Source organism: Aeromonas sp. FDAARGOS 1415, assembly GCF_019048365.1.
In the GTDB taxonomy this organism is placed as follows: Bacteria; Pseudomonadota; Gammaproteobacteria; order Enterobacterales; family Aeromonadaceae; genus Aeromonas; species Aeromonas taiwanensis.
Window position 1 is genome coordinate 186,625 of the sequence record NZ_CP077363.1, and the last position, 26,527, is coordinate 213,151.

Here is a 26,527-nt window from a genome sequence, read left to right on the forward strand (position 1 = left end):
ACACCTGTGTCACGCCTCCCCTCGCAACGCCCGATAGAGGGTGGTGCGGCTGATGCCGAGGCGGCGCGCCGCCTCGCTCACGTTGCCGCCGCACTCCGCCAGGGTCTGCTGCACCCGCTGGCGGCTCTGGGCGCGCAAGGTGGTGCCCTCGCCCGAAGGGGCCGGCACGGCGGTCGCCTCCGGCAGATGGAGGTGGGCGAGTTCAATCCAGCCCTCTCCCTCCGCCAGCACGCAGGCCACCTCCAGCGCCTGCTTGAGCTGGCGCACGTTGCCGGGCAGGGGGTGGGTCAGCAGCTGCTGCTCGGCCTCCCGGGTCAGCTGCAGCGCCGGATCCATCTCGGCCAGCAGGCGCAGGATCAGTGCCCGCCGATCCTGTGTCGGCCAGGCCCGCAATGGGGCCAGCTGCTGGCGCCAGCCGCAGATGCGATAGTAGAGATCCTCCCGGAAGGTGCCGGCCGCCACCATGGCCGCCAGATCCCGATGGCTCGCCGACACCAGCCAGAAATCCACCGGCTCGGGGCGCGTGCTGCCGACCGGGGTGACGACGCGCTCCTGCAGCACCCGCAGCAACCGGGTCTGGGCCGAGAGCGGCAGCTCGCCAATCTCGTCCAGCATCAGGATGCCGCCGTGGGCAGCGCGCAGGTATCCCTGACTGCCCTGGCTGCGGGCGCCGCTGAAGGCCCCGCCCACATAACCGAACAGCTCGGCCTCCACCAGATCCGCCGGCAGGGCGCCGCAGTTGACGCACACCAGGGGCTTCTCGTGGCGACTCGAGCGGCGATGGAGATCGCGCACCAGATGCTCCTTGCCGCTGCCGGTCTCCCCCTCGATGAGCAGGGAGATGCCGCGCTCCAGCATCTTGAGGGGCACCTGCCCGGGCGCCTTCAACTCCCTGGCGTCATCCTGCCTGCGGGGCCGGGGGGAGGCAGGCTCCGGCACCAGCCGCAGGGCGCGCCCCTCCCGCAGCCACTGCTTGCCGTCGAAGGGGTGCTGGCCGAGCCAGAGCCGGCCAGCCCGGTTGGCCCCGAGCAGCTCGCCGGCCTCCCCCAGCAGCAGGCGGGCGGACCAGAAACTCTGGGGATCGAGATCCACCAGCCAGCCCGGCTGGCTCGTCAGCAGCGCGTTCTCCAGGGTCATGGCCAGGAGGCGCACCGTGCCCAGCATGTCGCCGTCGTGGTGGGCCGCATCGGTGGAGATGTCGAGCACCCCGAGCAGGCGGCCGTCCGGCCCGAGCAGCGGGCAGGCGCTGCAACTGAGAAAACTGTGCTGGGCGAAGAAGTGCTGGGCGCCGAGCACCTGTACCTCGCTCTGCTCGGCCAGCGCAGTGCCGATGGCGTTGGTGCCCTTGCTTGCCTCTCCCCAGCGGGCGCCGCTGCGCAAAAAGACCCGCTCGGCGTGGCGGGCAAAGCCGTCGTCACCGCTGGCGGCCAGGATGGCCCCCTCGCCGTCGCACAGCAGCAGGCGGCAGGGGCGGCCCGCCAGCAGCTGTTCGAAGAGGGGCAGCACGAAGCGCTGGAAGCTGGCGATAAGCAGCCTGTGCTCCTCCTGGCGGGCAGACAGCTCCCCCAGGGGCAGCAGATCCAGCTCGGCGCTCTGCTGGCGGTGCAGCCCCTGATGCAGGCAGCGCTGCCAGGAACGCTGGATCGGGCTGGAACCAGATTGGGGGAACTCGCTCATCACGCCTCCTGTTCACAAAGGGCACAGTGTCACGACCCCTGTCCAGAAACGGCACACTCCTGTGGTCGTCGCCGGGGTCACTGGTTAATCAAGATACGCCGCCGCACCCCGCTTGATAACGTTTTTGTAACTTTTGTGATGCTGGTCAGACCCTCTGGCACGCCCCTTGCGAAAGCAGGAGTGCAGCCGGCCTCTCCGGCCGGTCAGGACCACACACATAAGGATGATGAGATGATTTATACCGCTCCCGGTCAGGCAGGTGCCCTGGTCAGCTTCAAGTCCCGTTACGACAACTTCATCGGTGGCGACTGGGTCGCGCCGCGCGCCGGTCGCTACTTCGAGAACATCTCGCCGGTGGATGGCCGCGTGTTCTGCGAGGTGGCCCGCTCCGACGCCGCCGACATCGAGCTGGCGCTGGATGCCGCCCACAAGGCCTTCCCGGCCTGGAGCAAGACCAGCGTCACCGAGCGCAGCAACCTGCTGCTGCGCATCGCCGATCGCATCGAACAGAACATAGAGCGGCTCGCCATCGCCGAGACCTGGGAAAACGGCAAGGCGGTGCGCGAGACCCTGGCCGCCGACCTGCCCCTGGTGGTGGATCACTTCCGCTACTTCGCCGGCTGCATCCGCGCCCAGGAGGGCTCCGCCGCCGAGCTGGATCAGAATACCGTCAGCTACCACTTCAAAGAGCCCATCGGCGTGGTCGGCCAGATCATCCCGTGGAACTTCCCCCTGCTGATGGCCGCCTGGAAGCTGGCCCCCGTGCTGGCGGCCGGCTGCTGCAGCGTGCTCAAGCCCGCCGAGCAGACCCCGGTCACCATCATGCTCATGATGGATCTCATCAAGGACATCCTGCCTCCCGGTGTGGTCAACGTGGTCAACGGCTTCGGCGCCGAGGCGGGCCAGGCGCTCGCCACCAGCAACCGGATCCAGAAGCTCGCCTTCACCGGCTCCACCGAGGTGGGGGCCCATATCCTGCGCTGCGCCGCCGACAAGCTGATCCCCTCCACCGTCGAGCTCGGCGGCAAGTCCCCCAACATCTACTTCGCCGACGTGATGCAGCACGAGAGCAACTACATCGACAAGGCGGTGGAAGGCATGCTGATGACCTTCTTCAACCAGGGCGAGGTGTGCACCTGCCCCTCCCGCGCCCTGGTGCAGGAGAGCATCTATGACGACTTCATGGACAGAGTGCTGGCCCGTGCCCGCACCATAGTCCAGGGCAATCCCCTCGACACCAATACCCAGGTGGGTGCCCAGGCGTCCCGCGAGCAGTTCGACAAGATCCTGAGCTACATGGAGATAGGCCGCGGCGAAGGGGCAAAAATGCTGATCGGCGGCGGCGCGGCCAAGGTGAGCGGGCTGGAGGGGGGCTTCTACATCCAGCCCACCATCTTCCACGGCCAGAACAAGATGCGGGTGTTCCAGGAGGAGATCTTCGGGCCGGCCCTCGGGGTCACCACCTTCAAGGACGAGGCGGATGCCCTGGCCATTGCCAACGACACCCAGTACGGCCTGGGGGCAGGCCTCTGGACCCGGGACAGCAACCTGGCCTGGCGCATGGGGCGCGGCATCCAGGCCGGCCGGGTCTGGGTCAACTGCTACCACGCCTACCCGGCCCACGCGGCCTTCGGCGGCTACAAGAAATCAGGGATCGGTCGCGAGACCCACAAGATGATGCTGGACCACTACCAGAACACCAAGAACCTGCTGGTGAGCCACGACATCAACCCCCTCGGCTTCTTCTAAGCCGGTCATCGCTGATAAAAAGGGCGCCTGTCAGGCGCCCTCTCTTTTTCCGCCGAACTCTGTCCGGCTGCCACCGGGATCACCCGGGCTGACCCAGCTGCTGGCGATAGCGCTGGGGGGCGCAGCCCTGTTCGCGCTGGAACATGGCGATAAAAGCCGAGGTGGAGGTGTAGCCCAGGCGCCAGGCGATCTCCTGCACCGGCATGTCGCCGCGCAGCCAGTCCAGCGCCTTGACCAGGCGCAGCCGGGTGCGCCACTGGCCGAGGCTCATGCCAAGCTCCTTCTGGCAGTGCCGCGCCAGGGTGCGCTCCGTGCTGTGCAGCGCCCTGGCCCACTCGGCCAGAGTGCGGTTATCCTCGGGAGCCGCCTGCAGCGCCGCCAGCAGGGGGGCGAGCAGGCGATCCCGGCTCTGGGGCAGGTAGCTCGGCTGGCAGCGGGTACGCGCCAGCTTCTCGATGAAGAGCTCCCCCTGGCGGGCGTCCCACTCGTCCTCCAGATGGCCGACCCGGCGCTGGGTGAAGTCGTCCAGCAGGGCGCGCAGCAGGGGGGTGAGCGCCAGCAGCTGGGGCTCGCTCGGCAGGCGCGGGGCCAGCGCGTGGCTCACGTAGATGGAGGTGTAATCCAGGGTCTGCTCGTTGAAGGCGCTGTGGGGCAGATTGGCCGGCACCCAGATGAGGTAGTCCGGCGGCGCCACCAGCCGCTGCCCCCCCACCTCCACCACCATGACCCCGAGACTGATGAGGCTGAGCTGGCCCCAGGGGTGGGCGTGCTCGGCACAGGCGTTGCCCCCCTGGATCTGGCTGTAGCGAAAATAGAGGGGGTTGGGGGGGGCCAGCAGGCGATCCTGCTCGGCCAGGGTGAGGGTGCCCATGCAGATTGTCCCAAAGCGGTTATGACATGTCTTATTTACGCTACTTACATCGTTCAAGACAAGGCTAGACTCTCCCCATCATACCAAGGAGTGCCTATGCCTTTTCTCTTCCCCCTGCTCGCCATCCTGATCTGGGCCGCCAATACCGTGGTCTCCAAGGCCGCCGCCGGCGTGCTGGATCCTGCCGCCATCTCGTTTTACCGCTGGGTGATCGCCGCCCTGGCCCTGAGCCCCTTCTGCCTGCCCGCTCTCTGGCGCCGGCGCAGCGAGATCCGCCCCTGGTTCGGCAAGTTGCTGGTTCTCTCCCTGCTCGGCATGGTGCTCTACCAGTGCCTCGCCTACTACGCCGCCCACTCGACCTCGGCCACCAACATGGGGGTCATCGGCTCCCTGCTGCCCCTGCTCACCCTGCTGCAGGGGGCGCTCTTCTTCGGTCAGCGCCCCGGCAAGCAAGCGTTGCTCGGCATGATCCTCTCCCTGTTTGGGGTGTTCTGGCTGCTCGGCCAGGGCGAGCCGCTGGCGCTGCTGCACACCGGCATCAATCCCGGCGATGGCATGATGCTGCTGGGGGCCGCCAGCTATGCGCTCTATGGCCTGCTGATCCGCCGCTGGCAACTGCCGTTCGGCCCCTGGCTCAACCTCTACCTGCAGATCCTGCTGGCGGTGCTGTTGCTGGTCCCGGTCGCCCTCAGCGCCGAGTCGCTGGCGGTGCCCCGGGAGGGCTGGGGCATGGTGCTGTTCGCCGGCATCGCCTCCTCCCTCTTTGCCGCCTACTGCTGGATGCGCGGCCTGGCGAGCCTGGGGCCGGAGCGCACCTCGGTGTTCATGAACCTGATGCCCCTGTGCACGGCGCTCATCGCCGTCATCACCCTGGGGGAGCCCATTCACGGCTATCACCTGCTGGGGGGTGGCCTCATCCTGGGGGGCGTCATGCTCGCCCAGCTCAAGCCAAGAGCCCGCCCCGTTCTGGCGGAAGAGGCCTGAGGCGGGCCCGAACACGGCCAATAAAAAAGGGAGCCCAGGCTCCCTTTTTTGTTTTGCGTTGCGTTGCTTGCGAGCCCCTAGGCTCAGTTGCTGCGCCGCCAGTGGTAGCGCCGCTCCGGGCGACCGCGCTGGCCATAGTTGAGATCCACGTCCAGCTTGTCCTCGGACTCCAGAAACTCCAGATAGCGGCGTGCCGTAGTGCGGCTGAGTGAAAGACGCAGCGCCACCGTATCGGTGGAGAAGGCGTTGTCGGGCTCCCCCGCCAGCAGCTCCAGCACCTGGCGCAGGGTGATGGCGTCGATCCCCTTGGGGGTGTCGCGCACCTCCCTCGGCTGCACCCGCCCCTTGCCCATCAGCCGATCGAGGTCGCTCTGCTCCAGCAGGCCGCGCTCGCACAGGCGCCGGTGCAGGGTCAGTATCTCGTCCAGGCTCTGCTGGATGCGAAACAGCCGCAGCGGCTTGATGATGTAGTCCTGCACCCCCAGGTTCAGGGCCTGCTGTATGGTCTCCACGTCGCAGGAGGCGGTGACCATGACCACGAACACCTCCCGGTTGTGGTGGCGCAGCTGGTTGACCCACTCCAGGCCCGAGCCATCGGGCAGGGAGATGTCGACGATCAGCAGTTGGGGCTCGGTGGCACGCAGCATGAGATCGGCCTCGGCCAGGCTGCCGGCCCGCCCCAGCAATGAGTATCCCGGGGTCGAGGAGATCAGTTCCGCCAGAATGGCGCCGATCCGTTCGTCATCCTCGATAATCAGCGTGAAAATTGGCTTCATGACTTACACCAATTGGTTTTTATTCAAATAGATACCGAACAGTGTCGTCTGCTCGGCGGTGCGCCGCCATTCTATCACACCCCCACGACGGGCCACGGTCTTCTTGACCAGAAAGAGACCTACGCCATGATCGCCGGTCTGACGGCTCACGCCGTAGTCGAACAAATGGTCCGCCAGCGCCTCGTCCACCCCTTCGCCGCTGTCCTCCACCTCGATCACCAGGCGCCGGCCGAAGTCATCGAGGGAGAGCAGCACCCTGGGGGGGCAATGGGCACGGTTCACCCAGGCGGCGCGCAGGCCGTTGTCCAGCAGGTTGCCAAGGCAGGTGATGAGATCCGCCGATACCTCCGCCGGATACTCCCCGAGTGCCGAGCCGGGATCCAGCACCAGCTCGACCCCCAGCTCCCGCGCCCGGCTGAACTTGCCGAGGATGAGCCCGGCCACCGGCTTGTTCTCTATGGCCCGCAGCACATCCTGGAGCATGGTCTGACAGGCCTCGTTCTCCTGCTGGATGAGCTCCACCGCCTGATCCACGTGGCCAAGCTGGAGCAGACCGGAGAGGCTGCCCAGCTTGTTCGCGAACTCGTGGGTCTGGATCCGCAGCATCTCGGCGTACTGGCGCAGGTGGGTCACCTGCATGCCGAGGCTGCCGGTGCCATCCGGCCGACTGAAGATGAGCATGCGACCCGGCTCCCGCCCGCCGAGATCCTGCCAGTGACCGACGAAGTCCTCCCCCTGCACGGAGAAACGCACCCCGCCCTCCTGGGTCAGGGTCGGCAGCAGGCTGGGGGCCAGCTCTGCCAGGGAGCGTCCCAGCAGGGCATGACGGCCGGTGCCGGGCAGGCGCAGCTGATAGAAGGCGGCGCTGTTGATCATCCGGATGCGATCGCTCGCATCCAGGGCCACGATGCCCTCCGAGATGCCCTCCAGCACCAGATCCTGCTGGGCGAAGCGGTTTGCTATGGTCTCCGGCTCCAGATCCAGCAGGGTGCGGCGCAGCCGATGCTGCACCCAGAACGCCAGCAGCAGGCCGCAGCCCAGCACGGCGCCGATGGCGCTGATGAGCAGGGCGATCCGCTCCAGGTAGATGCCCTCCACCGTCCGCATCAGGTAACCCACCACCACGGCGCCGATGGCGCGGCCGTCCGCCCCGATGACGGGAGAGAAGCAGCGGATGGCCGGTCCCAGGGTGCCGACGTCCCTGGAGCAGTAGCTGCGCCGCTCCTGGATCGCCGGCCAGATATCCTCGCCGCGAAAGCTCGCGCCCACCAGCTCCGGCGAGGGGTGGCTGAGACGGATGGCGTGCTCGTCGGTCACCACCATGTAGGCGGCATCGGTGCGGTCGCAGATCCCCTGCACATAGTCCCGCAGCCCCGGATCCTGCCCCTGCTGCAGCGCCTGCACCACCCGGGTATCCGCCGCCAGCACCCGCGCCAGATCGCTGCCTTTATCCTCCAGGTTGCTCTCCAGCAGGTGGCGGATGAAGAGCGCGAGCAGGCCCCCCAGGATCAGGATCAGCAGCAGCGACAGACCGAGGGAGAGGGTGACTAGCTGGTGGCGCAGTTTCATCTTGTTACCTTGCAACGTCAGGAGGCGGACCAATAGTGCGGGCGCCACCAGGTCTGGTCAATCATGGGCGCGGGATCACCGGCAAATTCCGCCAGCCCCTCGTCACGGGCACAGAGCGCCACGGCCCGGGCCACGGCGCGCGCCACCTCCCCCACCTGCTCGATGGGGGGCAGCAGCCGCCCTTCGGCGAGCGGGTAGGCGCCCACCGCCCGCACCGCCGCCTGCAGCATGCCATCGCTGATGCGGCGCGCCTTGACGGCGCAGGCACCGAGGCCGATGCCGGGGAAGACATAGACGTTGTTGCACTGGGAGACCCCGCGCATCTCCCCTGCCACCGCCACCGGCGGGAAGGGGCTGCCGGTGGCGAGCAGGGCCCGCCCGCCGGTAGCCTGCCACACCTCGGCCGGGGTCGCCTCGGCGCTGCGGGTGGGGTTGGAGAGCGGCAGGATGACGGGACGCTCGCACGCCTCCCCCATGGCCGTCAGCACCGCCTCGTCGAACAGGCCCCCCTGGCCGCTCACCCCGATGAGCACCCCGGGGCGCCGCTGCCTGATGAGCTCGGGCAGGGTCAGCCCCCCTTCCTCAGGTGCGCGGGCGAAGGGCTGCTGGGCCGGGGTGAGGCTGGCGCGATCCCGGCACACCAGGCCGTCCTGATCGAACAGCCAGATCCCTGCTGGACTGCCCGCCAGCTGGGCCAGCATGGCGGCGATGCCGCAGCCCGCCGAGCCCGCGCCGACGATCAGCACCGGGGTATCCGCCAGCCGGGTACCCGCCTGTTGCAAGCCCGCCAGCACGCAGGCCGAGGCCACTGCCGCCGTGCCCTGGATGTCGTCGTTGAACATGCAGAGCTCGTCCCGATAGCGGGCCAGGAGGTTTGCGGCGTGCTTGCCGGCGAAGTCCTCGAACTGCAGCACTACCTCAGGCCAGCGCTTGCGAATGGCCGCCACCACCTTGTCCATGAAGTGGTAGTAGGCCTCCCCGTCCACGCGAGGCGCCTGCCAGCCGAGGTAGGAGTCGTCCTCCAGGAGCTCCGGGTTGTTGGTGCCCACGTCCACGCACAGGGGCAGGGTGCGCGCCGGGTTGATGCCGCCGGCGGCGCTGTAGAGAGCCAGCTTGCCGATGCAGATCCCCATGCCGCCGATGCCGAGATCCCCGAGCCCCAGCACCCGCTCGCCATCGGAGATGACGATGACGTCTACCTCCTGCTCCACGCTGGCGAAGATGTCGTCCAGATCGTCCCTGTCGTGCCAGGAGAGGTAGAGGCCGTGGCTGCGCAGATAGAGATCGCTGTGGCGCTGGCACGCCTCCCCCACCACTGGGGTGTAGATGATGGGCAGGAGCTCGGGCAGGTGGTGGCGCACGAGATCGTAGAAGAGCACGGGGTTGTCCTCCTGCAGCTGGCGCAGCAGCAGGTGCTGATCGAAGGGGCTCTGCATGGCGCTGACCAAACGGTAGATCCGGCGCCGCTGCTGGGAGAGGGACTCCTCCTTGTGGGGCATGCGCCCCATCAGGCCCTGACGCTTGCGCTCGGCATAGGGCAGGCTGGTGCCCATCATGGTGTCGTTCATTGTCTGTTCCTTATGCCAGCAGGGAGATGATGAGGGTGGCCAGGATCAGCATGAAGGCCCCTCCGAGACGGGACGAGATCTGGGCGAACGGCATCAGCGTCATGCGCTGGGCCGCCGACAGCACGGCCACGTCGCCGGTCCCCCCCATGTTGGCCATGCACAGGCCGCCGGTGATGGCCGCCTCGATGGGATAGAAGCCGATCATCCGGCCCACGATGGCCGCTCCCAGGGCGCCCCCCACCACTGTCGTCAGCACCATGATGAAGTAGTTGACCGAGAAGGCGCCGATGAGCTCGGGAATGCTGGTGTAGGCGACCCCGATGCCCACCAGCAGGGAGGGGGTGAGATTGCCCACCACGAACTGGTACCAGTCTGCGGCCGCCTGCTCGTAGCGGCGTGGCAGCAGGCCGCTCACCTTGATGATGGCCACCGCCAGGATCATCAGGGCGAAGGGGTGCATGGGGATGAAGTTGCCGAGCAATGAGCCCAGCACGAACATGCTGGAGCTGATGAAGAGGCCGAGCCCCAGGCTCTCCAGGGTCGGCGCCTGCGCCTTCTCTTCGGCCACCCTGTCGGTGCTTTCTTTCACCATCAGCTTGCCGTTGCCGGTCAGGGAGGGGTAGCGGCGGCCGAGGCGCGCCAGCAGGGAACCCACCAGGATGGCCAGGGTATTGGCGATCACCACGGCGGGCACCATGCGCGACAGCAGATCGGCGCTCGACATCTGCAGCGGCCCGGAGAGGATCTCCACCAGCGGCACGGCGCCGGCCCCCATGCCGCCGCCCATGATGGGCAGGCCGATGAGCAGCACGGCGTTCTTGAAGCCGTATCCCAGGAGCACGCCGACCAGGCCGACGCTCACCAGGGCCAGCACCACGCCCCCCAGGATCACCGGCAGGTAGCGCATGGCGGCATTCTTGAGCAGGGCACCGCTCATGCCGAACACGGAGCCGGTCACCAGGCTCGCGATGAAGAAGTTGAGAAAGCCCCCCTCCTTCATGAAGTTCGTGATCACCTGGCCCGCCTCGGCCGGCATGACGCCGTATTCGAACAGGGCGGCGCCGCCGAAAATGGCGAGTATGGTGCCGCCCCCCAGGTATTCACGGATGGGGGTGATGCGCTCGCCGAGCTCGGTCAGCAGGGTGCCCAGCACGAACATCAGTGCCAGGGCGCCGACCATGCCGAGCGGCAATGAGCCGTTCCAGCCCGAGAAGAGGACGCAGGTGGCGAGCCCGAGGAAGATCATCATGGGCATGCCGGCGATCTGTTGGTCGCCCCAGGGGGACTTGGCCTGTGCGCGGGGGGTAGAGAGGTTTGTCATTGTTATGCTCCAGCATTGTGGTGTGGCGCCACTCTACTGCTCCCCCCGGACACTGTCGGTTAGCGGCCTTACAAAGCCATATAAAAACATTGAAACCTTAAGCACCATTCCCGGCCCTCTTCCCGCCAGAAACTGAACGTGACCTGTATCACACTATTTACTTAGCCTGCGAAATAACTATAATGCTTCGCAAGCTAAGTAAATGAGGAGCCCGTCATGGGAAAGGATCTGGAGATGTTGCGAGAGCTCTCCCTCGCCGAGCAGTTGGGGCGGCTGCACCGGCTGTGGCGCACCGTGGCCGACCTGGAGCTGGCGCCCCTGGGACTGACTCACCCCCGCTGGACCGCCCTGTGGAAGCTGAGCCGGCTCGGCGGCCACCTCAGCCAGAAGACCCTGGCCGAGGCCCTGGAGATCGAACTCCCCTCCCTGATGCGAACCCTGGGTCAGCTGGAGGAGCAGGGGCTGATCGAACGCCACTGCTGCAGCCAGGACAAGCGGGCCCGCATCGTCACCCTGACCCCGGCCGGCAAGGCGCTGCTCGACCAGATCGAGGATCGCATCATGGAGATCCGCCGGGAGCTGCTCGTCGGCATCAGCCAGCAGGAGCTGTCCCAGTTTGAAGACATTGTGCACCGCATCTCCACCAATGCCCTCGGCAAGATAGCCGCACATCACGAAGAGAGAGAATGAGATGACCCCGGATCAACAATTCAAACGCTGGATAAAGTGGGCCATCGTCTGCTTCACCCTGGTGTTTGGCTACTTCCTGCTGGCCGACATCAAGATGCCCCTGACGCCCCAGGCCATGGCGACCCGCGTCGTCACCAAGATGGCGCCCCAGGTCAGCGGCAAGGTGACCGAGGTGGCCGTGACCAACAACCAGCACGTCAAGCAGGGGGATCTGCTGTTTGCCCTGGATCCCGTCCCCTTCGAGCTCGCGGTCGAGCAGGCCAGGCTCGCCCTGGATCAGGCCCAGCAGCAGAACCGCCAGCTGGATGCCACCCTGACCGCCTATGAGGCGGAGTTCAGCTCCCTGCAGACCCAGGCCGACCAGAAGCAGCGGGAAGCGGCACGTATCGACGCCCTCTACCGCCGCCACATGGTGTCGGAACAGCAGAAGGACGACGCCGACAGCGCCGCCCGCACCGCCCGGGCCAACCTGATCGGCAGCCAGGCCCGGGTGGAGCAGGCGCGCGTCAACCGGGGCTTGCCCGGCGACGACAACCTGCTGCTGCGCCAGGCCCGCAACCGCCTCGCCCAGGCCGAGCTCAACCTCGCCTACAGCCGGGTCCACGCGAGTCAGGATGGCATCATCACCAACCTGCAGCTTAAGCCGGGCAGCGTGGCCAACGCGGGTTCCCCCCTGCTGGCCCTGGTCTCCGAGCAGGTGGACGTGATCGCCGATTTTCGCGAGAAGAGCCTGCGCCACATCAGCCCGGGCAGCCAGGCCCTGATCGCCTTCGACGGTGAACCCGGCCGCCTCTACCCGGCCCGCGTCGCCAGCCTGGATGCTGGTGTCAGCGCCGGCCAGTTCGATGCCAACGGCACCCTGGCGGCGCCGGTCGAATCGGATCGCTGGGTGCGCGATGCCCAGCGCCTGCGCCTGCACCTGACCCTGGAGCAGTTGCCCGCTCACTTGCCGGCCGGGGCCCGTGCCACCGTCCAGCTGCTGCCGGAGGGTTCCCTGAGCGCCCTGTTTGCCCGCGGCCAGATCCGCCTGCTCAGCCTGCTGCACTACATCTACTGAGATGACGACCATGAACCTGTGGCACAGACCCCTCACCGCCAATGAACTGCGCCAGTGCCTGCGCATCGCCTTTGGCTGCACCCTGGGGTTTGTGCTGTGCAAGATCTTCGGCTGGAGCAACGGGGTCTTCTTCACCGTCACCCCTGTGCTGCTGCTCGGCATGATCCCCGTGATGAACGGCCATGCCGCCCGCCAGCTCATCGCCTCCTCCGTGATGTGCGGGCTGGAGGTGGGGCTGCTCGGCGGGTTGTTCGGGGGACACCCCGGGCTCATGCTGCCCATCGTCTTCCTGCTGTTCCTCTACCGTTTCGCCGCCATGTCCCGGGGCAGCCTGTTCCTGTTCGGTGCCAACGGGGTGCTGAGCCTCAGCATCATGCTGCACTTTGCCAGCTACCCCGGGACCGATCTGAACGACCTCATCTTCAGCAACATCTGGGCCAGCGTCCTGTCGGTCCTCATCGCCTACCTGATGACGGCCCTGATCCCGGACGTGGAGGCCAGGCCCCTGCCGACCCCCTCCCCCAAGGCGCCGCACCGGATGCGCCACGAGGCCCTGCTGGGGGCCAGCATCGCCACCCTGTCGTTCCTGGTGTTCCAGATCTTCGATCTGCGCGACTCCATGTCGGCCCAGGCCACCACCCTGCTGCTGCTCTTCCCCATGCACTGGAACGGCGCCCTGGGCTATGCCCGCAAGCGGGCCATGGGCACCCTGCTCGGGGTCAGCTTCGGCCTGGTCGGCCAGCTGGTGCTCTACGACTGGTCAGGGCAACTGCTGCTGGTCACCCCGCTGCTCTGGCTCGGGGCCATGCTGTTCAGCCATGCCCACGTGAAGGAGGCGAGCGGCTCCGGGGTCGGCTTCGGCGCCCTCACCACCCTCGGCATCCTGTTCGGCCAGTACCTGACGCCGGGCAATGATCTGGTGTTCAGCGCCCTCTACCGGGTGAGCAGCATCCTCTTTGCCATCGTCGTCACCCTGCTGGCCTGTTACCTCCTCCATCGCCTGCTCAACCACTTCGAGGCGACCCGCTTCGGCCATTGACCCTTTTCTGCAGCCAAAGGACGGCTCCCTTTCGCCCCGCTTGCCTGCCGGGGCGTTTTTTTGCCCGCTGCACAGGAAATGACGCGAGCAGCCGCCGGCAGGACGCATCCCGACGCAGGCGGCCCCTGATGAGGTTGCAGTTGATCCTCATCCTGTTAGGCTCAATGCCATATGACACCGATCAAAGGATGCAACATGAAACACGCCAAGCTCTTTCTACTGGGAACCGGGGCCCTGACCCTGCTCAGCGGCTGCGATCTGGGTACCGGCAAGCTGGGTGTCACCGGCGGGGATACCGTCACCTACCTGTGTGAACAGAACCAGAAGGTGCAGGTACGCTACTTCTCCCTCTCGGACGAGAGTCTGAACTTCGTCAAGCTCGCCCTGCCCGATGGCAAGGACTACACCCTGCCCCAGGCCGTCTCCGCCTCCGGCGCCCGCTACACCGACGATCACGAGGTGGTCTGGTGGAACAAGGGCAAGGAGGGGTTCGTCGAGATGCGCGATGAGGCCGGGGAGTGGCAGAGCCGCTACAACGACTGCAAGGAGCAGTAAGCCTGGCGCCGCCATGGCGCATTGCAGACACGCAACACCCCGGCCAGGCCGGGGTGTTTGTCATTTCACTTCCACTTCGAATCGGGCCTCAACCCGAGCCGGGATGGCTTGTGGATTCTGCTCGGATGCCCGGTAGCGCATCTTCGCCAGCCCGGAGATGGCGATGAGATCCAGCACGCCCGGGGGCTCGGATGCCAGGACTTCAGGGCTGAACAGATTGCCATTGGAATCGATGAGATAGCGGAGTGTCACATACCCCTTGACCGGCCGCCTCTCCGGCAGCCCCCCGACCGGGCGGAAGACACCTATGTCCCCCACCAGCACCCAGTATCTGGGCAGCTCTTCCCAGGTGACATCCACCGGAGGCTGGTTCAGCTTCACGGTCGGACTCGGGCTGGCACAGCCCCCCAGCAGGCCCAGGCTGGCCCACAGCAACAACACCTTCAAACGCACTCGACACTCCCTCTTCGTTGCACCGTTCGGCTCCTTGAACGGCGTGCCAGTGTCAGATGAAAGGGCTCATACGGGAAGCCCCCATCTGGCGGGCAACAAAAAGGCCAACCCCGGGGTTGGCCTTTTTCAATCGGGCGGATCAGCCGCGCTTGTCGCTCACCACCAGCCAGAGCGCGTGGACCATGCCGGGCAGACCGCCGAGCAGGGTCAGCACTATGTTGATCAAGAAATGCAGGCTGAAGCCCACCTGGATGAAGGCGCAGACCGGGGGCAGAAAAATGGCCAGCAGGATCTTGAGCAGATTGTTCATCGCGCATCTCCTCGTAACGATGTCGCAGGAATTGGAATGGGCTAACCATAAACATCCCTGGCCTCAACTGCAAACCAGACAGGGTATCCGTTCACCCCCTCCCGCCAGGCGTTGAGGTCGTGGATCTGCTGATTGCTGCTGCCGCGCCACAGCAGGCCGGGATCCGCCAGCCCCTTCTCGAACTTGCCGTCCACCAGCACGTCCAGCAAGGCCACCAGCTCCCGCTGGGCCGGGCTGAGTTCGCCGAGCAGATAGCCTGTCCAGCACCAGATGTCCTTGCCCGGGCACTCGGCGCGCACCCGCTGCACCAGCGCCAGCACAAAAGGCACGTTGGCAGGGTGGAGCGGATCGCCGCCGGAGAGCGACAGCCCCCGCCGCTTGATGCGGGTGTCGTTAAGATCCGCAATGATGCGATCGCTCATGGCCTGATCGAACAGGTTGCCGCCATCGAGCCGCCAGGTGCTCTGGTTGTAGCAGCCGGGGCACTGGTGTTCGCAGCCCGACACGAACAGGGTGGCGCGGGTGCCGGGACCGTTGATCACATCGACCGGATAGTACTGGTGGTAGTGCATCGCTTGCTTCCGCTCTCCTCACGGGACGGCGCCAGGGGCCGCCCCCCCATGAAAATGGCCCCTGGAGTCAGGGGCCGGTGCTACATCGCCACTGCGTTCACATGTGCTTGACGCGGCGCTTCACCTCTTCCTGCTTGCCCGCGTTGAAGGGGCGCGCATCCGGGCTGCCGAGGTAGCCGCACACCCGGCGGGTCACCGACACCTTGGCCGGGTCGTGGTTGCCGCAGCGCGGGCAGGTGAAGCCCTTGGAGGTGCACTCGAACTCGCCGGTGAAACCGCAGTCGTAACACTCGTCGATGGGGGTGTTGGTCCCGTAATAGGGCACCTTGTCATAGCTGTAATCCCAGACGTTCTCCAGCGCCTCCAGGTTGTGCTGGATGTTGGGGTACTCGCCATAGCAGATGAAACCGCCGCTGGCGATGGGCGGATAGGGCGCCTCGAAGTCCAGCTTGTCGTAGGGGTTCACCTGCTTCTCCACGTCCAGATGGAAGCTGTTGGTGTAGTAGCCTTTGTCGGTCACCCCGGCCACCACGCCGAACTCCTTGGCGTCGATGCGGCAGAAGCGGGTGCAGAGGTTCTCGCTCGGGGTGGAGTAGAGGCTGAAGCCGTAGCCGGTCTCCTCTTTCCACTCGTCGGTGGCCGCCTTGAGCCGCGCAATGATGGCGATGGCCTTCTCCCGCAACACCTCGCTGTCGAACAGATGAGTGTCGGTGCCGAACAGGGCGTTGATGGTCTCGTGCACCCCGATGTAGCCCAGGGAAATGGAGGCGCGGCCGTGCTTGAAGATCTCGCTGATGTTGTCGTCTGCCTTGAGACGCACGCCGCAGGCCCCCTCCATGTAGAGGATGGGGGCGACCCTGGCCTTGACCCCCTTGAGACGCTCGATGCGGTACATCAGCGCCTGCTTGGCCACCCGCAGGGCGGCATCCAGCTTGTCCCAGAAGTCCGCCTCATCGCGGGATTTCAACGCGATGCGCGGCAGGTTGAGGCTCACTACCCCCAGGTTGTTGCGCCCCTCGTGCACCAGCTCGCCGTGTTCCTCGTAGGCACCGAGGAAGGAGCGGCACCCCATGGGGGTCTTGAAGGAGCCGGTGACCTTGACCACCTGGTCGTAGTTGAGGATGTCCGGGTACATCCGCTTGGAGGCGCACTCCAGGGCCAGCTGCTTGATGTCGTAGTTGGGGTCCCCAGGTTTGTGGTTCAGGCCGTCCTTGATGGCGAACACCAGTTTCGGGAAGACGGCGGTCTTCCTGTTCTTGCCAAGGCCGGCGATGCGGTTGCCGAGGATGGCCCGCTGGATCAGGCGTGACTCCCAGCTGTCCCCGAGGCCAAAGCCGAAGGTGACGAAGGGGGTCTGGCCGTTGGCGGTGTGCAGGGTATTCACCTCGTATTCCAGGGACTGGAAGGCGTCGTGGCACTCCTTCTCGGTGCGGGCCATGGCGTAGGCATCCACATCCTGGATCCCCCACTCCTCGGCCACCTCCCGGTGCTTGTGCCAGCTGATGGTCACATAAGGGGCCAGCACCTCGTCGATGCGGTTGATGGTGGTGCCGCCATAGATGTGGCTCGCCACCTGGGCGATGATCTGGGCGGTCACCGCGGTGGCGGTGCTGATGGATTTGGGGGTGTCGATCTCCGCGTTGCCCATCTTGAAGCCGTGGGTCAGCATCCCCTGCAGATCGATCAGCATGCAGTTGAACATGGGGAAGAAGGGGGAGTAGTCGAGATCGTGGAAGTGCAGATCGCCGCTCTCGTGGGCCTGCACCACCTCCCGGGGCAGCATGTGGCTGATGGCGTAGTGCTTGGCGACGATGCCCGCCAGCAAATCGCGCTGGGTCGGGATCACCTTGGAATCCTTGTTGGCGTTCTCGTTGAGCAGGGCCGCGTTGGTCTGCTCCACCAGGCCACGGATCTCCTGGGCCAGGCGGCCACGGGCCTCGCGGGCCTGATCCCTGTCGTGCCGGTACTCGATGTAGGCGCGGGCGATGGCCTTGTCGTCGGACGCCATCAGGTGGTTCTCGACCCGGTTCTGGATCTCGTGGATGTCCACCTCGCCGCGCCCTTCCAGCTCCTGGCAGACCGCGTTTGCGATGCGCGCAGCCAGCGCCGGGTTGGCCTGATTGACCGCTTCCGCCGCCCGGCTCACCGCCTCGGCGATCAGTTGGCCATTGAATGGTGCACGACATCCATCGCGTTTGATCACTACCGGTTTCATCGAATATCCCCGTATTAAAGGCCTGGCGGCCACCCTCGGCTCGCCCTTGTGGAGTCCCCTTCCCCGCACCTGTCCCCGGCGCAAATAAAATCAGCCGGGGCTTGCAACACCTGGGCTGACACTGAGAGGGTGACGACTTATACACAGCTTAACAACACAACATATGGGTGTTTTTATTGCACAAACCCCTATATGTGGGGGCTATTAGGCACCAAAGCGATACCCTTTTTCTTGATCCAGAACAGGTTTTGAGAGGAGTGGGGCAGTTCACAACCAGCGTCAAAAGGGGCTTTCTGAGCCTACCCCAGACGGGGGGCGGGCTGGCGCTTCCTCCGCCCGGCCAGAAAAAGAATCCCCCTCCGACAGTAATTGACCGGGACAGCGCTGCACCAAAATGGACATAATGGGTGACGACTCTCCCTGTCCATCTGGAAGCGACATGACCAACCCTCCCTTGCGGCTGTTGTTACTGCTGCTGTGCGCCCTCCCGCTGCGGCTGTGGGCCGCCGAGATCCTGGTGATCAGCAGCTACCACCCCGAATACCTGTGGGACAGAAGCTACAGCGCCAGCCTGGAGGCCCACCTGGGTGACCACCACCGCCTCGACTACTTCTACATGGACACCAAGCGCCGCTCTCCTGACGACTTCGAGCGCATCGCCGAGCAGGCGCTCGCCTACTACCGGCAGAGCAAGCCGGATCTGGTGATCCTCGGCGATGACAACGCCATCAACTACCTGGCCAGAGACATCGCCGCGCTCGGCACCCCAGTGGTGTTTCTCGGCATGAACGAGAATCCGCGCCACAAGGGGCTGGTCGGCCATCCCATGATCACCGGCGTGCTGGAGCGCCCCCTGCTCAAGCGCAACATCAGCGAGATGAGCCAGATGATGGGGGGGATCAAGAAGGCACTGGTGCTGTTCGACTCGAGCAATGTCTCCCTCACCGCCATCGAGGACGAGTTCAGGAGCCAGACCGAGCTGCGCATCGGCCAGACCCTGGTCAACAGCCAGCTGATCGGCAACTACGGCCTGTGGCAGGAGGCCGTGCTTGGCGCCAGGCAGAGTGGCCATGACGCCATCTTCGTCGGCCTCTATCACACCCTCACCGACGATCAGGGCAGGCACGTGGACGAGCAGCAGGTGCTGGCGTGGACCAGCGCCCACAGCCCGGTGCCACTGTTCTGTTTCTGGGAATTTACGGTGGGCAAGGGCAAGGCCATCGGCGGCCTGGTGCTGGATGGCCGCGATCAGGGGGCCAAGGCGGCCGAGCTGGTCAACGCCATCCTGGCGGGGGCCCAGCCAAGGACCCTGGCACCGCGCGCTGCCCTGCGCGGCGAATATGTCTTCAGCAAGGGGGAGCTGGCCCGCTGGCGGCTCACCCTGCCCGACAAGTGGCGCTACAAGATCCTCTGGCGTGAGTGACGCACCGCCCCAAACAAAGAACCCGGCCACAAGGCCGGGTTCTTTTCAAGTGTGAAGGGGAGCGCCTCAGCCCTGCAGCGCCTGCTGCAGCTCCTCTTCAGTCCAGATGGTGATGCCGAGCTCCTGGGCCTTGGCGAGCTTGGAGCCCGCCGCCTCGCCGGCCACCAGCACGTCCGTCTTGGCCGACACCGATCCCGCTACCTTGGCACCAAGTGCCTGCAGCGCCGCCTTGGCGTCATTGCGCGAGAGCTGGGTGAGGGTGCCGGTCAGCACGAAGGTCTTGCCGGCAAACGGCTGCTCTGCGGCTTCCTTCTTCTCGATGGCCGGCCAGTGGATGCCGGCGGCCAGCAGGGCCTCCAGCACCTCCACGTTGTGGGGCTGACGCAGGAAGTAGTAGACGTGCTTGGCCACCACCTCGCCTACGTCCGCCACTGCCAGCAGCTGCTCCACGGACGCCGCACGCAGGGCATCCAGGGTCAGGAAGTGGTTGGCCAGGTTCAGCGCCGTCGCCTCCCCCACCTCGCGGATGCCGAGGGCAAACAGGAAGCGTGGCAGCGTGGTGCTGCGGGCCGCATCGATGGCCGCCACCAGATTCAGGGCAGATTTTTGCCCCATCCGCTCGAGGCCGGCCAGCTGGATGGCGTTGAGGCTGAACAGATCCGCCGGGGTCTTCACCAGCCCCTTGTCCACCAGCTGCTCGACGATCTTGTCGCCGAGACCGTCCACGTCCATGGCGCGGCGGGCGGCGAAGTGCTTGATCGCCTCCTTGCGCTGCGCCTCGCAGAAGAGACCGCCGGAGCAGCGGGCCACCGCCTCCCCTTCCAGCCGCTCCACCGCGGAGCCACACACCGGGCACTGGGTCGGGAACAGGATCTCCCGGGCATCTGCCGGGCGCTGGGCCTCCACCACGGCGACGATCTGCGGGATCACGTCCCCCGCCCGGCGCACGATCACGGTGTCACCGACCATGACGCCGAGGCGCGCGATCTCGTCCGCATTGTGGAGGGTGGCGTTGGAGACGGTGACACCGCCGACGAACACGGGTTTGAGCTTGGCGACCGGGGTCACGGCGCCGGTGCGGCCGACCTGGAATTCGACGTTCTCGAGCAGGGTCATCTCCTCCTCCGCCGGGAACTTGTGGGCGGTGGCCCAGCGCGGGGCACGAGCCACGAAGCCGAGCTCCCCTTGAAGGGCGAGATCGTCCACCTTGTAGACCACGCCGTCGATCTCGTAGGGGAGCTCGCCACGGCGGGCCAGGATGTCGTCGTGGAAGGCCTGGCAACCGGCGGCGCCCTCTTTCAGCTTCACCTCGGGGCTGAGCGGCAGGCCCCAGGCCTTGAGCTGGGTGAGGCGGCCGAAGTGGGAGGCCCCCAGCTCGTCGCCACCGACCCCGACGCCATAGGCATAGAAGGCCAGCGGGCGGGAGGCGGTGATGCGCGAATCGAGCTGGCGCAGGCTGCCGGCGGCGGCGTTGCGCGGGTTGACGAACACCTTCTCGCCAGCGGCCAGCGCCCTGGCGTTCATCGCCTCGAAACCGGCCTTCGGCATGAAGACTTCGCCGCGCACCTCCAGCCTCACCGGCCACCCCGTGCCGCGCAGGGCAAGGGGGATGGCCTTGATGGTACGCACGTTCTCGGTGATCTCCTCCCCCGTGGTGCCATCGCCCCGGGTGGCGGCCTGCACCAGCTGGCCGTCCACATAGAGCAGGCTCACAGCCAGACCGTCGAGCTTGGGCTCGCAGCAGAAGGTGAAGCGCACCTCCCGCTTGAGGCGATCGCGCATGCGCTGTTCGAAGGCCAGCAGCTCCTCGTCGCTGAACACGTTGTCCAGGCTCAGCATGGGGATCTCGTGGCGCACCTGATTGAAGGCGGACAGCGGCTGCCCACCCACCCGCACGCTGGGAGAGGTCGGGGTCTTCAGCTCGGGGTGGGCCGCTTCCAGCTCAATCAGCTCGCGCATCAGGCGATCGTATTCGGCGTCCGGTACCGTGGGATTGTCCAGCACATAGTACTGGTGGCCGTATTCGGTGAGCAGTTCACACAGTTGACGGTGGCGGGAGAGGATATCGCTCATGGAAGAGTCTCGAAGTGTGATGGAACATTCAGTCTGGGGCACAAATAAAAATGCGGCACCGGGGTACCGCACTTTTCATGGTCAACGCCAGGAGCGCATCAGTCGCGGCTGGCCTCGTAGGCTGCCAGCTCGTGGCGATAGCGGGCGATGTCGTCGTCGCTCAGCGGGCTGCGCGAGGCGTCGGTCAGCATGGCATCGAGATCGCTGGCCAGCTGATCGGCCGCCTGCAACATGTGCTCGAACGCGAAGGCCGCGTTGCTGCGCAAGGGCAGCTGCATGAAGAGCGACACCCCCGGGGTGCTGAACTGCTCCATCCGGTACGGGTTGAAGGTGCCCGGCTTGACCATGTTAATCATGGAGAAGAGCACTTCGCCCTTGCCGCCGAGATCCTCGTGGCGGTGGAAGATGTCCATCTCGCCAAACTTGAAGCCAAGCGCCAGCAGGGAGGAGAGCAGGGTCGCCCCTTGCAGATCGTGGCCGGGACGCGCCATCAGGTTGATGACGTAAACGTCCTGCCAGATCTTCTCGACCGGGGCGGGAGCAGGCTCAGGCTCGACCGCGCGGATCGGCTCTTCGTAGGCCGGCTCGTCATCGTAGACGGGCTCTTCATACGCAGGGGCAGGCTGGGCATAGCGGGGAGCCTGCTGCGGCGCAGGAGCGGCCTCGCGAGCACCGAAGGTCGGGGCCTGGGCATAGGCTGGCTCCACCAGCGGCTCTTCGTCCAGCGGCTGCATCATGGGTTCGCGCTGAGGACGGGAACGGTGCACCGGCGTACGGCGGATCACCTGGGCAGGCTTGCGCACCGGGGCGGCAGGCACCTCTTCGACAGGCTCTGCACTCGGTTCCTCGTACTCGTCCTCTTCTTGATAGACGGGCTGCGGCGCCGGACGTGCGGCGGGTTTGCGCACCACGGGAGGCGGCAGATCGGCGTCGTCATCTTCGTCATCGAAGGCGGGTGCGGGGGCGACACGGCGGGGCTCTGGCTGACGGGCTTCTTCCCCACGCAGCTTGGGCTCGGCACGGCGACCACCACTGACCACGCGCACCTGACCGATACCATCGCTGTCAAACGCATCGTTGTCACGTTCCCGCGACTTGGATTCCATCCGACCCAGGGGTTTTTCCTTGATCGGTGCCTGACGATTTTTTCTGTTGCTCCACAACCCGTGAATGAGCAATGCCGCGATGGCAATACCGCCCAGGGCAACCAAGATGTAACGCAATTCCTGCATTAGCTGCTTCTCTTTCTAGTTTTGCTCAGCCAAAGCGACGGCTTCACCGATATCGACCGACACTATGCGCGAAACCCCGGGCTCTTGCATCGTGACGCCAACCAGCTGCTCGGCCATCTCCATGGAGACCTTATTATGACTGATGTAAACGAACTGTACTGTGCTCGACATCTCTTTGACAAGAGAACAGAAGCGACCGACGTTCACTTCATCGAGCGGTGCATCCACCTCATCCAGCAGACAAAATGGTGCTGGATTGAGTCTGAAGATGGCAAAAACCAGCGCAAGGGCGGTTAGCGCCTTCTCCCCCCCGGAAAGCAGGGCAATGGTAGCATTCTTCTTGCCCGGAGGTCTTGCCATGATGCTCACTCCGGCCTCCAAAAGATCATCCGAGGTCAGCTCAAGCCAGGCACTGCCTCCCCCAAACACTTTTGGAAACAGGGATTTTAAATCTTCATTGACCTTATCGAAAGTGTCGCGGAAGCGTATTTGTGTTTCTTTATCAATTCTTTTAATGGCTTGGCTCAGGGTATCGAGGGCCTGCTCCAGATCCTGGCACTGGTTTTCCAGGTAACTCGAACGGGTTTTCGCCTCTTCGTACTCCTCCAGCGCCGCCAGGTTGATGGCGCCAAGCGCCTCCACCTGCGCCTCCAGGGTCTGGATCTCCTGGCGCAGCTTGCCGCGATCGGCGGCAATCAGCACGGCCTGATCGAGATCCACCAGCCTCACCCCCAGCTCCTCGAACTGCTCGTGCAGCCCTTGCCGGCGGGTGAGGTTGCGCTCGCGCTCGAGACGCAGGGTTGCCAGCTTCTCCTGTATCTGCACCAGTTGCTTGTGATCGGCACCTCTGGCCTGCTCCAGCTCTCCTAACTGGCGCTCCAGCTCCGCCAGCCGCTGATGGCAGGCCAGTTGCTGCGCCTCCAGATTGCGCTGCTCCGCCAGCAGGGGGGTCAGATCCTGGCCGGGTTCGGCCCCCGGCTCCTTGAGCGCGGTCAGTTCCAGCCCGAGGCGCGAGAGCTCCTGCTCCCGCACGGCGATGAGCTGGGACAGATTCTGCTGCTCCAGTTGCAACCGCTGACAGCTGGCCTGTTGCTGCTCCCGGCGCAGGCGGGCCTCTTCCAGCCCCCGCTCCGCTCCGCTCACCTGCTCCTGGGCGAGCAACAGCGCCTCGGCCAGCGCCTCCCCCTGCTCCTGCTGCTCGCTCAGGGTCGCTTCGTCCAGCTCGAGCCTGGCCCTGGCGGCGTCCAGCCGTCCGGCTTCCTCGGCCTGCTCCTTATCCAGCCGGGTCAGCTCCTCTCCCAGCTGGCCGAGGCGCTGCATGCGCGCCTGGCGCTGCCCCTCTTGCAGACTCCAGGCCTCGCGCAGCTGCTGCCACTGCAGCTCCTGCTCCCGCAGGGTACGCTGGGCCAGCTCATGGGCGCCGTGCAGCTGGGCCCGGGTGGCATCCGCCTCCGCCAGTTGCCTGTCCAGCTGGGTCAGCGTCTGCCGGCCTGCGGCCTGCTCGGTGTGCAACCGCTCACGCTCGCCGAGCAGCGCCAGGGTGCCGAGGGCGCCCCCCTCACCCAGATCCGCCCAGTTTGGGCCGAACCAGTCCCCGGCGGGAGTGAGCAACGACTCACCGGCGGCGAGTTCGGGCAGGCGAGCCAGCGCCTCCTCCCGGCTCTGTGCCAACCAGATGGCATTGAGGAAGGCCGGAATATGCTCGCCGCCTAGCCGGGCCGCCAGGGTGCCGGGGACGGCGGGGTGGGCCGGGCCAATCCAGAGCCCGGGCTGCGCCAGATTGCACTCGTCCGCAGGCGTTGCGGTGAGCCAGCGGCCGAGCACCTTGTCGAGGGCCTGGGCCCACTCGGGGGCCACCTGCAGCCGATCCGCCAGGGTGGCGCCCACCATCTGCTCCCCCAGGATCTGATCCAGGGTGGCGAGGCGGGCCTCCAGCTCCCGCTGCGAGCCCTGCTGACGACCCAGCTCGGCCTTGAGCCCTTCGTGACGGGCCACACCGGCCTGCCACGCCGCTTCGGCTTCCTCATGACGGGCACGGGAGAGCGCAAGCTCCGCCGCCAGCGCATCGAGGGCGGGTTGCAGGCTATCCTCCCCGCCGAGGGGGCCGGCCTGTTCATCCTCCAGCTTGAGACGGGCGAGCCGGGTCTTGGCTTGCAGCTCTTGCAGACCGTTCACCTCGGTGCGGGTCTGGTTGAGCCGCCCCTGCAGCTGGCCAAGCTGCTGCTGCCACTGTTGCTGACGCTGACGCGCCTGCTCGAGCCGCTCACCGGCCGCCGCGCGCACGCCCTGCTGGTCGGCGAGTAACTGCTCACACTGTTCGAGCCGCGCCGACTCCACCTCGGCCTTGAGCGCCCCCTCGCTCAGCTGATCCTGCTGGCTCGCCAGCTGGGTCTTGAGTCCCTCGATGCGCTCGCAAAGGGCCTGGCGCCTCGCCTGCCAGTCGCGACCGAGTTCGGTCTGGTGCAACTGCTGCTGCTCGAGACGGGCGATGGCCTGGCCGCCGAGAAAGATCTGCTGCTGGCGGCTCGCCTGTTCGGCCTGCGCCTCCTGGCGGGCCACCGAGAGGGTGACGTGGCGCCCTTCGTCCGAAGTGCGCTTGGCATCGAGGGCCGCCAGCGCCTGCTCGGCCTGGGCCAGCTCGCTCTTGGCCTCCCCGAGGCGCGTCTCCAGCGCCCACAGCTCGGAACCGATAAGCTCGGCCCGGGCGGCGCGCGAACGGCTCTTGAGCTGCTTGTAGCGCTCGGCGGTCTCGGCCTGGGCTTTGAGGTGCTCGAGGCGCGACCCCAGTTCGCCACGGATGTCGCCGAGGCGCTCCAGGTTCTCCTGGGTATGGCGGATGCGCTGTTCGGTCTCCCGGCGCCTTTCCTTGTAGCGGGAGACCCCGGCGGCCTCTTCCATGAACAGCTTGAGATCGGCGGGGCGCGACTCCACCAGCCGGCTGACGGTGCCCTGCTCGATGATGGCGTAGCTGCGCGGCCCAAGGCCGGTGCCGAGGAAGAGGTCGGTCACGTCCTTGCGACGGCACTTCTGGCCGTTGATCTGGTAGTGGTTGGAGCCGTCGCGCAGCACTTCGCGGCGCACCGAGATCTCGGTGAAACGGCCGAATTCGCCGGGAACCCGGTTGTGGGGATTGTCGAATACCAGTTCCACCGAGGCGCGGCCGTGGGCGCTGCGGTTGATGGAGCCGTTGAAGATGACGTCCGTCATGTTTTCCCCGCGCAGGTGGCGGGCGGAGCTCTCCCCCAGCACCCAGCGCACGGCGTCGATGACGTTGGATTTGCCGCAGCCATTGGGGCCCACCACGGCGGTCATGTCGGCGTTGAGTTCGATGCGGGTCGGCTCGACAAACGACTTGAAACCGGCGAGTTTGATCAATTTCAGACGCATGGCGGCCTATGTGGGTCACGAAATAAAGAGGGGTGGCGGTCGGCGACTGTCACAAATCCAGACCCGGCCTTGCCTGTCATGGCAGGCGGCATCCCCTCAATACCCGGCGCGCAGTCGCAACGGGCAAGCGATAAGGAATAGTCGGCGACTTTACCAAATCAAGGGCTTGTTTGTAATATGCTGGCACTTTCCCCATTCATTGATGGAGCTCATATGAGCCAATCACCCCACATGGTCAAAGATTCTGTCAGCGGCGCGGACTACTTCCTGCGCGGCTTCTCCCTCATTCGCCAGCCCGGCATCCGCACCTTCGTGCTGATCCCCCTGCTGGTCAACGTGGTGCTGTTCGCCGGCGCCTTCTACGCCCTGCTGCTGCAACTCGACGGCCTGTTCGCCTGGCTGCACCAGCAGATCCCGTCCTGGCTCTCCTGGCTCGACTACCTGCTCTGGCCCATCGCCCTCGTCACCATACTGGTGGTGTTCTCCTTCATCTTCAGCTCGGTGACGAACTGGATCGCGGCCCCCTTCAACGGCCTGCTGGCGGAGAAGGTGGAGCAGGTGCTCACCGGCGAAACCATGAACGACACCGGCATGCTGGACGTGGTCAAGGACGTGCCACGCACCTTCGGCCGCGAGTGGACCAAGTTGAAGTACTACCTGCCCAAGGCCATCGGCTGCCTGATCCTCTTCCTCATCCCCGTGGTGGGCCAGACCCTGGCGCCGGTGCTCTGGTTCCTGTTCAGCGCCTGGATGATGGCGATCCAGTACGTGGATTATCCGTTCGACAACCACAAGATCGACTTCATCACCATGCGCGACGCCCTCAAGCAGCGCCGTGGCAAGTGCCTGAGCTTCGGTGCCCTGGTCACCCTCTTCTCCGCCATCCCGGTGGTGAACCTCTTCGTGATGCCGGTCGCCATTTGTGGCGCCACCGCCATGTGGGTGGATCAGTACCGGGCAGAGCAACTGCGCCGCTGACCTGGGCAACCATGATAAAAAGTGGGGG

Annotated in this window: 21 protein-coding genes; 8 read left to right on the forward strand and 13 right to left on the reverse strand. The window is 65.9% G+C overall.

What is annotated here, in order from left to right:
- Positions 1 to 9: 9 nt before the first annotated feature.
- Positions 10 to 1,677, reverse strand: coding sequence for a sigma-54-dependent Fis family transcriptional regulator (locus I6L45_RS00880; protein WP_216983181.1), 1,668 nt, complete (start codon positions 1,675 to 1,677; stop codon positions 10 to 12).
- A gap of 231 nt (positions 1,678 to 1,908) precedes the next feature.
- On the opposite strand from I6L45_RS00880, the gene I6L45_RS00885 reads away from it, so the two are divergent.
- Positions 1,909 to 3,426: an aldehyde dehydrogenase family protein gene (locus I6L45_RS00885; RefSeq protein ID WP_216983182.1), complete on the forward strand. Its 1,518-nt coding sequence runs from the start codon at positions 1,909 to 1,911 to the stop codon at positions 3,424 to 3,426.
- Positions 3,427 to 3,505: 79 nt separating this feature from the next.
- On the opposite strand, the gene I6L45_RS00890 is transcribed toward I6L45_RS00885, so the two are convergent.
- The gene (locus tag I6L45_RS00890; RefSeq protein WP_216983183.1) at positions 3,506 to 4,297 is read right to left on the reverse strand and encodes a helix-turn-helix transcriptional regulator; all 792 of its coding nucleotides are present in this window, start codon (positions 4,295 to 4,297) and stop codon (positions 3,506 to 3,508) included.
- A 96-nt stretch (positions 4,298 to 4,393) separates the two neighbouring features.
- On the opposite strand from I6L45_RS00890, the gene I6L45_RS00895 reads away from it, so the two are divergent.
- A complete protein-coding gene (locus I6L45_RS00895) occupies positions 4,394 to 5,281 on the forward strand; it encodes a DMT family transporter (protein WP_216983184.1) in 888 nt (295 codons plus the stop codon).
- A gap of 83 nt (positions 5,282 to 5,364) precedes the next feature.
- Here the strand turns inward: I6L45_RS00895 and I6L45_RS00900 are convergent, their stop codons facing one another.
- The 4 genes from I6L45_RS00900 to I6L45_RS00915 are packed head-to-tail and all read right to left on the reverse strand — an operon-like array spanning position 5,365 to position 10,515.
- Positions 5,365 to 6,057: a response regulator gene (locus tag I6L45_RS00900; RefSeq protein ID WP_043758828.1), complete on the reverse strand. Its 693-nt coding sequence runs from the start codon at positions 6,055 to 6,057 to the stop codon at positions 5,365 to 5,367.
- Positions 6,058 to 6,060: 3 nt separating this feature from the next.
- Complete coding sequence (locus tag I6L45_RS00905; protein WP_216983185.1) at positions 6,061 to 7,626, reverse strand: sensor histidine kinase; 1,566 nt, start codon at positions 7,624 to 7,626, stop codon at positions 6,061 to 6,063.
- Between the two features lie 17 nt (positions 7,627 to 7,643).
- Complete coding sequence (locus tag I6L45_RS00910; protein WP_216983186.1) at positions 7,644 to 9,194, reverse strand: NAD-dependent malic enzyme; 1,551 nt, start codon at positions 9,192 to 9,194, stop codon at positions 7,644 to 7,646.
- A 10-nt stretch (positions 9,195 to 9,204) separates the two neighbouring features.
- The gene (locus I6L45_RS00915) at positions 9,205 to 10,515 is read right to left on the reverse strand and encodes a 2-hydroxycarboxylate transporter family protein (protein ID WP_216983187.1); all 1,311 of its coding nucleotides are present in this window, start codon (positions 10,513 to 10,515) and stop codon (positions 9,205 to 9,207) included.
- Between the two features lie 216 nt (positions 10,516 to 10,731).
- Here I6L45_RS00915 and slyA point away from each other — a divergent pair, with 216 nt between their 5' ends.
- The 4 genes from slyA to I6L45_RS00935 all read left to right on the forward strand — a co-directional run bounded on the left by slyA (position 10,732) and on the right by I6L45_RS00935 (position 13,856).
- On the forward strand, positions 10,732 to 11,205 hold the full coding sequence (gene slyA / locus I6L45_RS00920) for a transcriptional regulator SlyA (RefSeq protein WP_043758819.1): 474 nt from the start codon (positions 10,732 to 10,734) through the stop codon (positions 11,203 to 11,205).
- Position 11,206: 1 nt separating this feature from the next.
- Positions 11,207 to 12,262: an HlyD family secretion protein gene (locus I6L45_RS00925; protein ID WP_216983188.1), complete on the forward strand. Its 1,056-nt coding sequence runs from the start codon at positions 11,207 to 11,209 to the stop codon at positions 12,260 to 12,262.
- Between the two features lie 10 nt (positions 12,263 to 12,272).
- Entirely contained in the window at positions 12,273 to 13,301 is a 1,029-nt protein-coding gene (locus I6L45_RS00930) for a DUF2955 domain-containing protein (protein ID WP_043808989.1), read from the forward strand.
- Positions 13,302 to 13,496: 195 nt separating this feature from the next.
- Entirely contained in the window at positions 13,497 to 13,856 is a 360-nt protein-coding gene (locus I6L45_RS00935; RefSeq protein WP_216983189.1) for an MliC family protein, read from the forward strand.
- A gap of 60 nt (positions 13,857 to 13,916) precedes the next feature.
- On the opposite strand, the gene I6L45_RS00940 is transcribed toward I6L45_RS00935, so the two are convergent.
- The 4 genes from I6L45_RS00940 to nrdD form a co-directional block, all read right to left on the reverse strand.
- On the reverse strand, positions 13,917 to 14,309 hold the full coding sequence (locus I6L45_RS00940; RefSeq protein WP_216983190.1) for an energy transducer TonB: 393 nt from the start codon (positions 14,307 to 14,309) through the stop codon (positions 13,917 to 13,919).
- 139 nt (positions 14,310 to 14,448) lie between these two features.
- On the reverse strand, positions 14,449 to 14,619 hold the full coding sequence (locus I6L45_RS00945; protein WP_005343870.1) for a YqaE/Pmp3 family membrane protein: 171 nt from the start codon (positions 14,617 to 14,619) through the stop codon (positions 14,449 to 14,451).
- Between the two features lie 41 nt (positions 14,620 to 14,660).
- Positions 14,661 to 15,191 (reverse strand): anaerobic ribonucleoside-triphosphate reductase-activating protein, encoded by a 531-nt coding sequence (nrdG, locus tag I6L45_RS00950; protein ID WP_216983191.1) that lies wholly within the window; start codon positions 15,189 to 15,191, stop codon positions 14,661 to 14,663.
- A 97-nt stretch (positions 15,192 to 15,288) separates the two neighbouring features.
- The gene (nrdD, locus tag I6L45_RS00955) at positions 15,289 to 17,406 is read right to left on the reverse strand and encodes an anaerobic ribonucleoside-triphosphate reductase (protein WP_216983192.1); all 2,118 of its coding nucleotides are present in this window, start codon (positions 17,404 to 17,406) and stop codon (positions 15,289 to 15,291) included.
- Positions 17,407 to 17,845: 439 nt separating this feature from the next.
- Between nrdD and I6L45_RS00960 the strand changes: the two genes are divergently transcribed.
- Complete coding sequence (locus I6L45_RS00960; RefSeq protein WP_254204360.1) at positions 17,846 to 18,829, forward strand: ABC transporter substrate-binding protein; 984 nt, start codon at positions 17,846 to 17,848, stop codon at positions 18,827 to 18,829.
- Between the two features lie 66 nt (positions 18,830 to 18,895).
- On the opposite strand, the gene ligA is transcribed toward I6L45_RS00960, so the two are convergent.
- The 3 genes from ligA to I6L45_RS00975 all read right to left on the reverse strand — a co-directional run bounded on the left by ligA (position 18,896) and on the right by I6L45_RS00975 (position 25,521).
- Entirely contained in the window at positions 18,896 to 20,902 is a 2,007-nt protein-coding gene (ligA, locus tag I6L45_RS00965) for an NAD-dependent DNA ligase LigA (RefSeq protein WP_216983194.1), read from the reverse strand.
- Positions 20,903 to 21,000: 98 nt separating this feature from the next.
- On the reverse strand, positions 21,001 to 22,134 hold the full coding sequence (zipA, locus tag I6L45_RS00970) for a cell division protein ZipA (RefSeq protein WP_216983195.1): 1,134 nt from the start codon (positions 22,132 to 22,134) through the stop codon (positions 21,001 to 21,003).
- 15 nt (positions 22,135 to 22,149) lie between these two features.
- Entirely contained in the window at positions 22,150 to 25,521 is a 3,372-nt protein-coding gene (locus I6L45_RS00975; RefSeq protein ID WP_216983196.1) for an AAA family ATPase, read from the reverse strand.
- 213 nt (positions 25,522 to 25,734) lie between these two features.
- Between I6L45_RS00975 and cysZ the strand changes: the two genes are divergently transcribed.
- Complete coding sequence (gene cysZ / locus I6L45_RS00980; protein ID WP_210548119.1) at positions 25,735 to 26,499, forward strand: sulfate transporter CysZ; 765 nt, start codon at positions 25,735 to 25,737, stop codon at positions 26,497 to 26,499.
- Positions 26,500 to 26,527: the final 28 nt, after the last annotated feature.

Bases quoted from the DNA above. Each gene is read 5' to 3' on its own strand.
- slyA (WP_043758819.1), top strand. From the start codon at position 10,732: ATGGGAAAGGATCTGGAGATGTTGCGAGAGCTCTCCCTCGCCGAGCAG.
- ligA (WP_216983194.1), bottom strand. From the start codon at position 20,902: ATGAGCGATATCCTCTCCCGCCACCGTCAACTGTGTGAACTGCTCACC.
- nrdD (WP_216983192.1), bottom strand. From the start codon at position 17,406: ATGAAACCGGTAGTGATCAAACGCGATGGATGTCGTGCACCATTCAAT.
- I6L45_RS00905 (WP_216983185.1), bottom strand. From the start codon at position 7,626: ATGAAACTGCGCCACCAGCTAGTCACCCTCTCCCTCGGTCTGTCGCTG.
- I6L45_RS00895 (WP_216983184.1), top strand. From the start codon at position 4,394: ATGCCTTTTCTCTTCCCCCTGCTCGCCATCCTGATCTGGGCCGCCAAT.
- I6L45_RS00925 (WP_216983188.1), top strand. From the start codon at position 11,207: ATGACCCCGGATCAACAATTCAAACGCTGGATAAAGTGGGCCATCGTC.
- zipA (WP_216983195.1), bottom strand. From the start codon at position 22,134: ATGCAGGAATTGCGTTACATCTTGGTTGCCCTGGGCGGTATTGCCATC.
- I6L45_RS00900 (WP_043758828.1), bottom strand. From the start codon at position 6,057: ATGAAGCCAATTTTCACGCTGATTATCGAGGATGACGAACGGATCGGC.
- I6L45_RS00880 (WP_216983181.1), bottom strand. From the start codon at position 1,677: ATGAGCGAGTTCCCCCAATCTGGTTCCAGCCCGATCCAGCGTTCCTGG.
- nrdG (WP_216983191.1), bottom strand. From the start codon at position 15,191: ATGCACTACCACCAGTACTATCCGGTCGATGTGATCAACGGTCCCGGC.
- I6L45_RS00975 (WP_216983196.1), bottom strand. From the start codon at position 25,521: ATGCGTCTGAAATTGATCAAACTCGCCGGTTTCAAGTCGTTTGTCGAG.
- I6L45_RS00915 (WP_216983187.1), bottom strand. From the start codon at position 10,515: ATGACAAACCTCTCTACCCCCCGCGCACAGGCCAAGTCCCCCTGGGGC.
- I6L45_RS00890 (WP_216983183.1), bottom strand. From the start codon at position 4,297: ATGGGCACCCTCACCCTGGCCGAGCAGGATCGCCTGCTGGCCCCCCCC.
- I6L45_RS00945 (WP_005343870.1), bottom strand. From the start codon at position 14,619: ATGAACAATCTGCTCAAGATCCTGCTGGCCATTTTTCTGCCCCCGGTC.
- cysZ (WP_210548119.1), top strand. From the start codon at position 25,735: ATGAGCCAATCACCCCACATGGTCAAAGATTCTGTCAGCGGCGCGGAC.
- I6L45_RS00885 (WP_216983182.1), top strand. From the start codon at position 1,909: ATGATTTATACCGCTCCCGGTCAGGCAGGTGCCCTGGTCAGCTTCAAG.
- I6L45_RS00910 (WP_216983186.1), bottom strand. From the start codon at position 9,194: ATGAACGACACCATGATGGGCACCAGCCTGCCCTATGCCGAGCGCAAG.
- I6L45_RS00935 (WP_216983189.1), top strand. From the start codon at position 13,497: ATGAAACACGCCAAGCTCTTTCTACTGGGAACCGGGGCCCTGACCCTG.
- I6L45_RS00930 (WP_043808989.1), top strand. From the start codon at position 12,273: ATGAACCTGTGGCACAGACCCCTCACCGCCAATGAACTGCGCCAGTGC.
- I6L45_RS00960 (WP_254204360.1), top strand. From the start codon at position 17,846: ATGACCAACCCTCCCTTGCGGCTGTTGTTACTGCTGCTGTGCGCCCTC.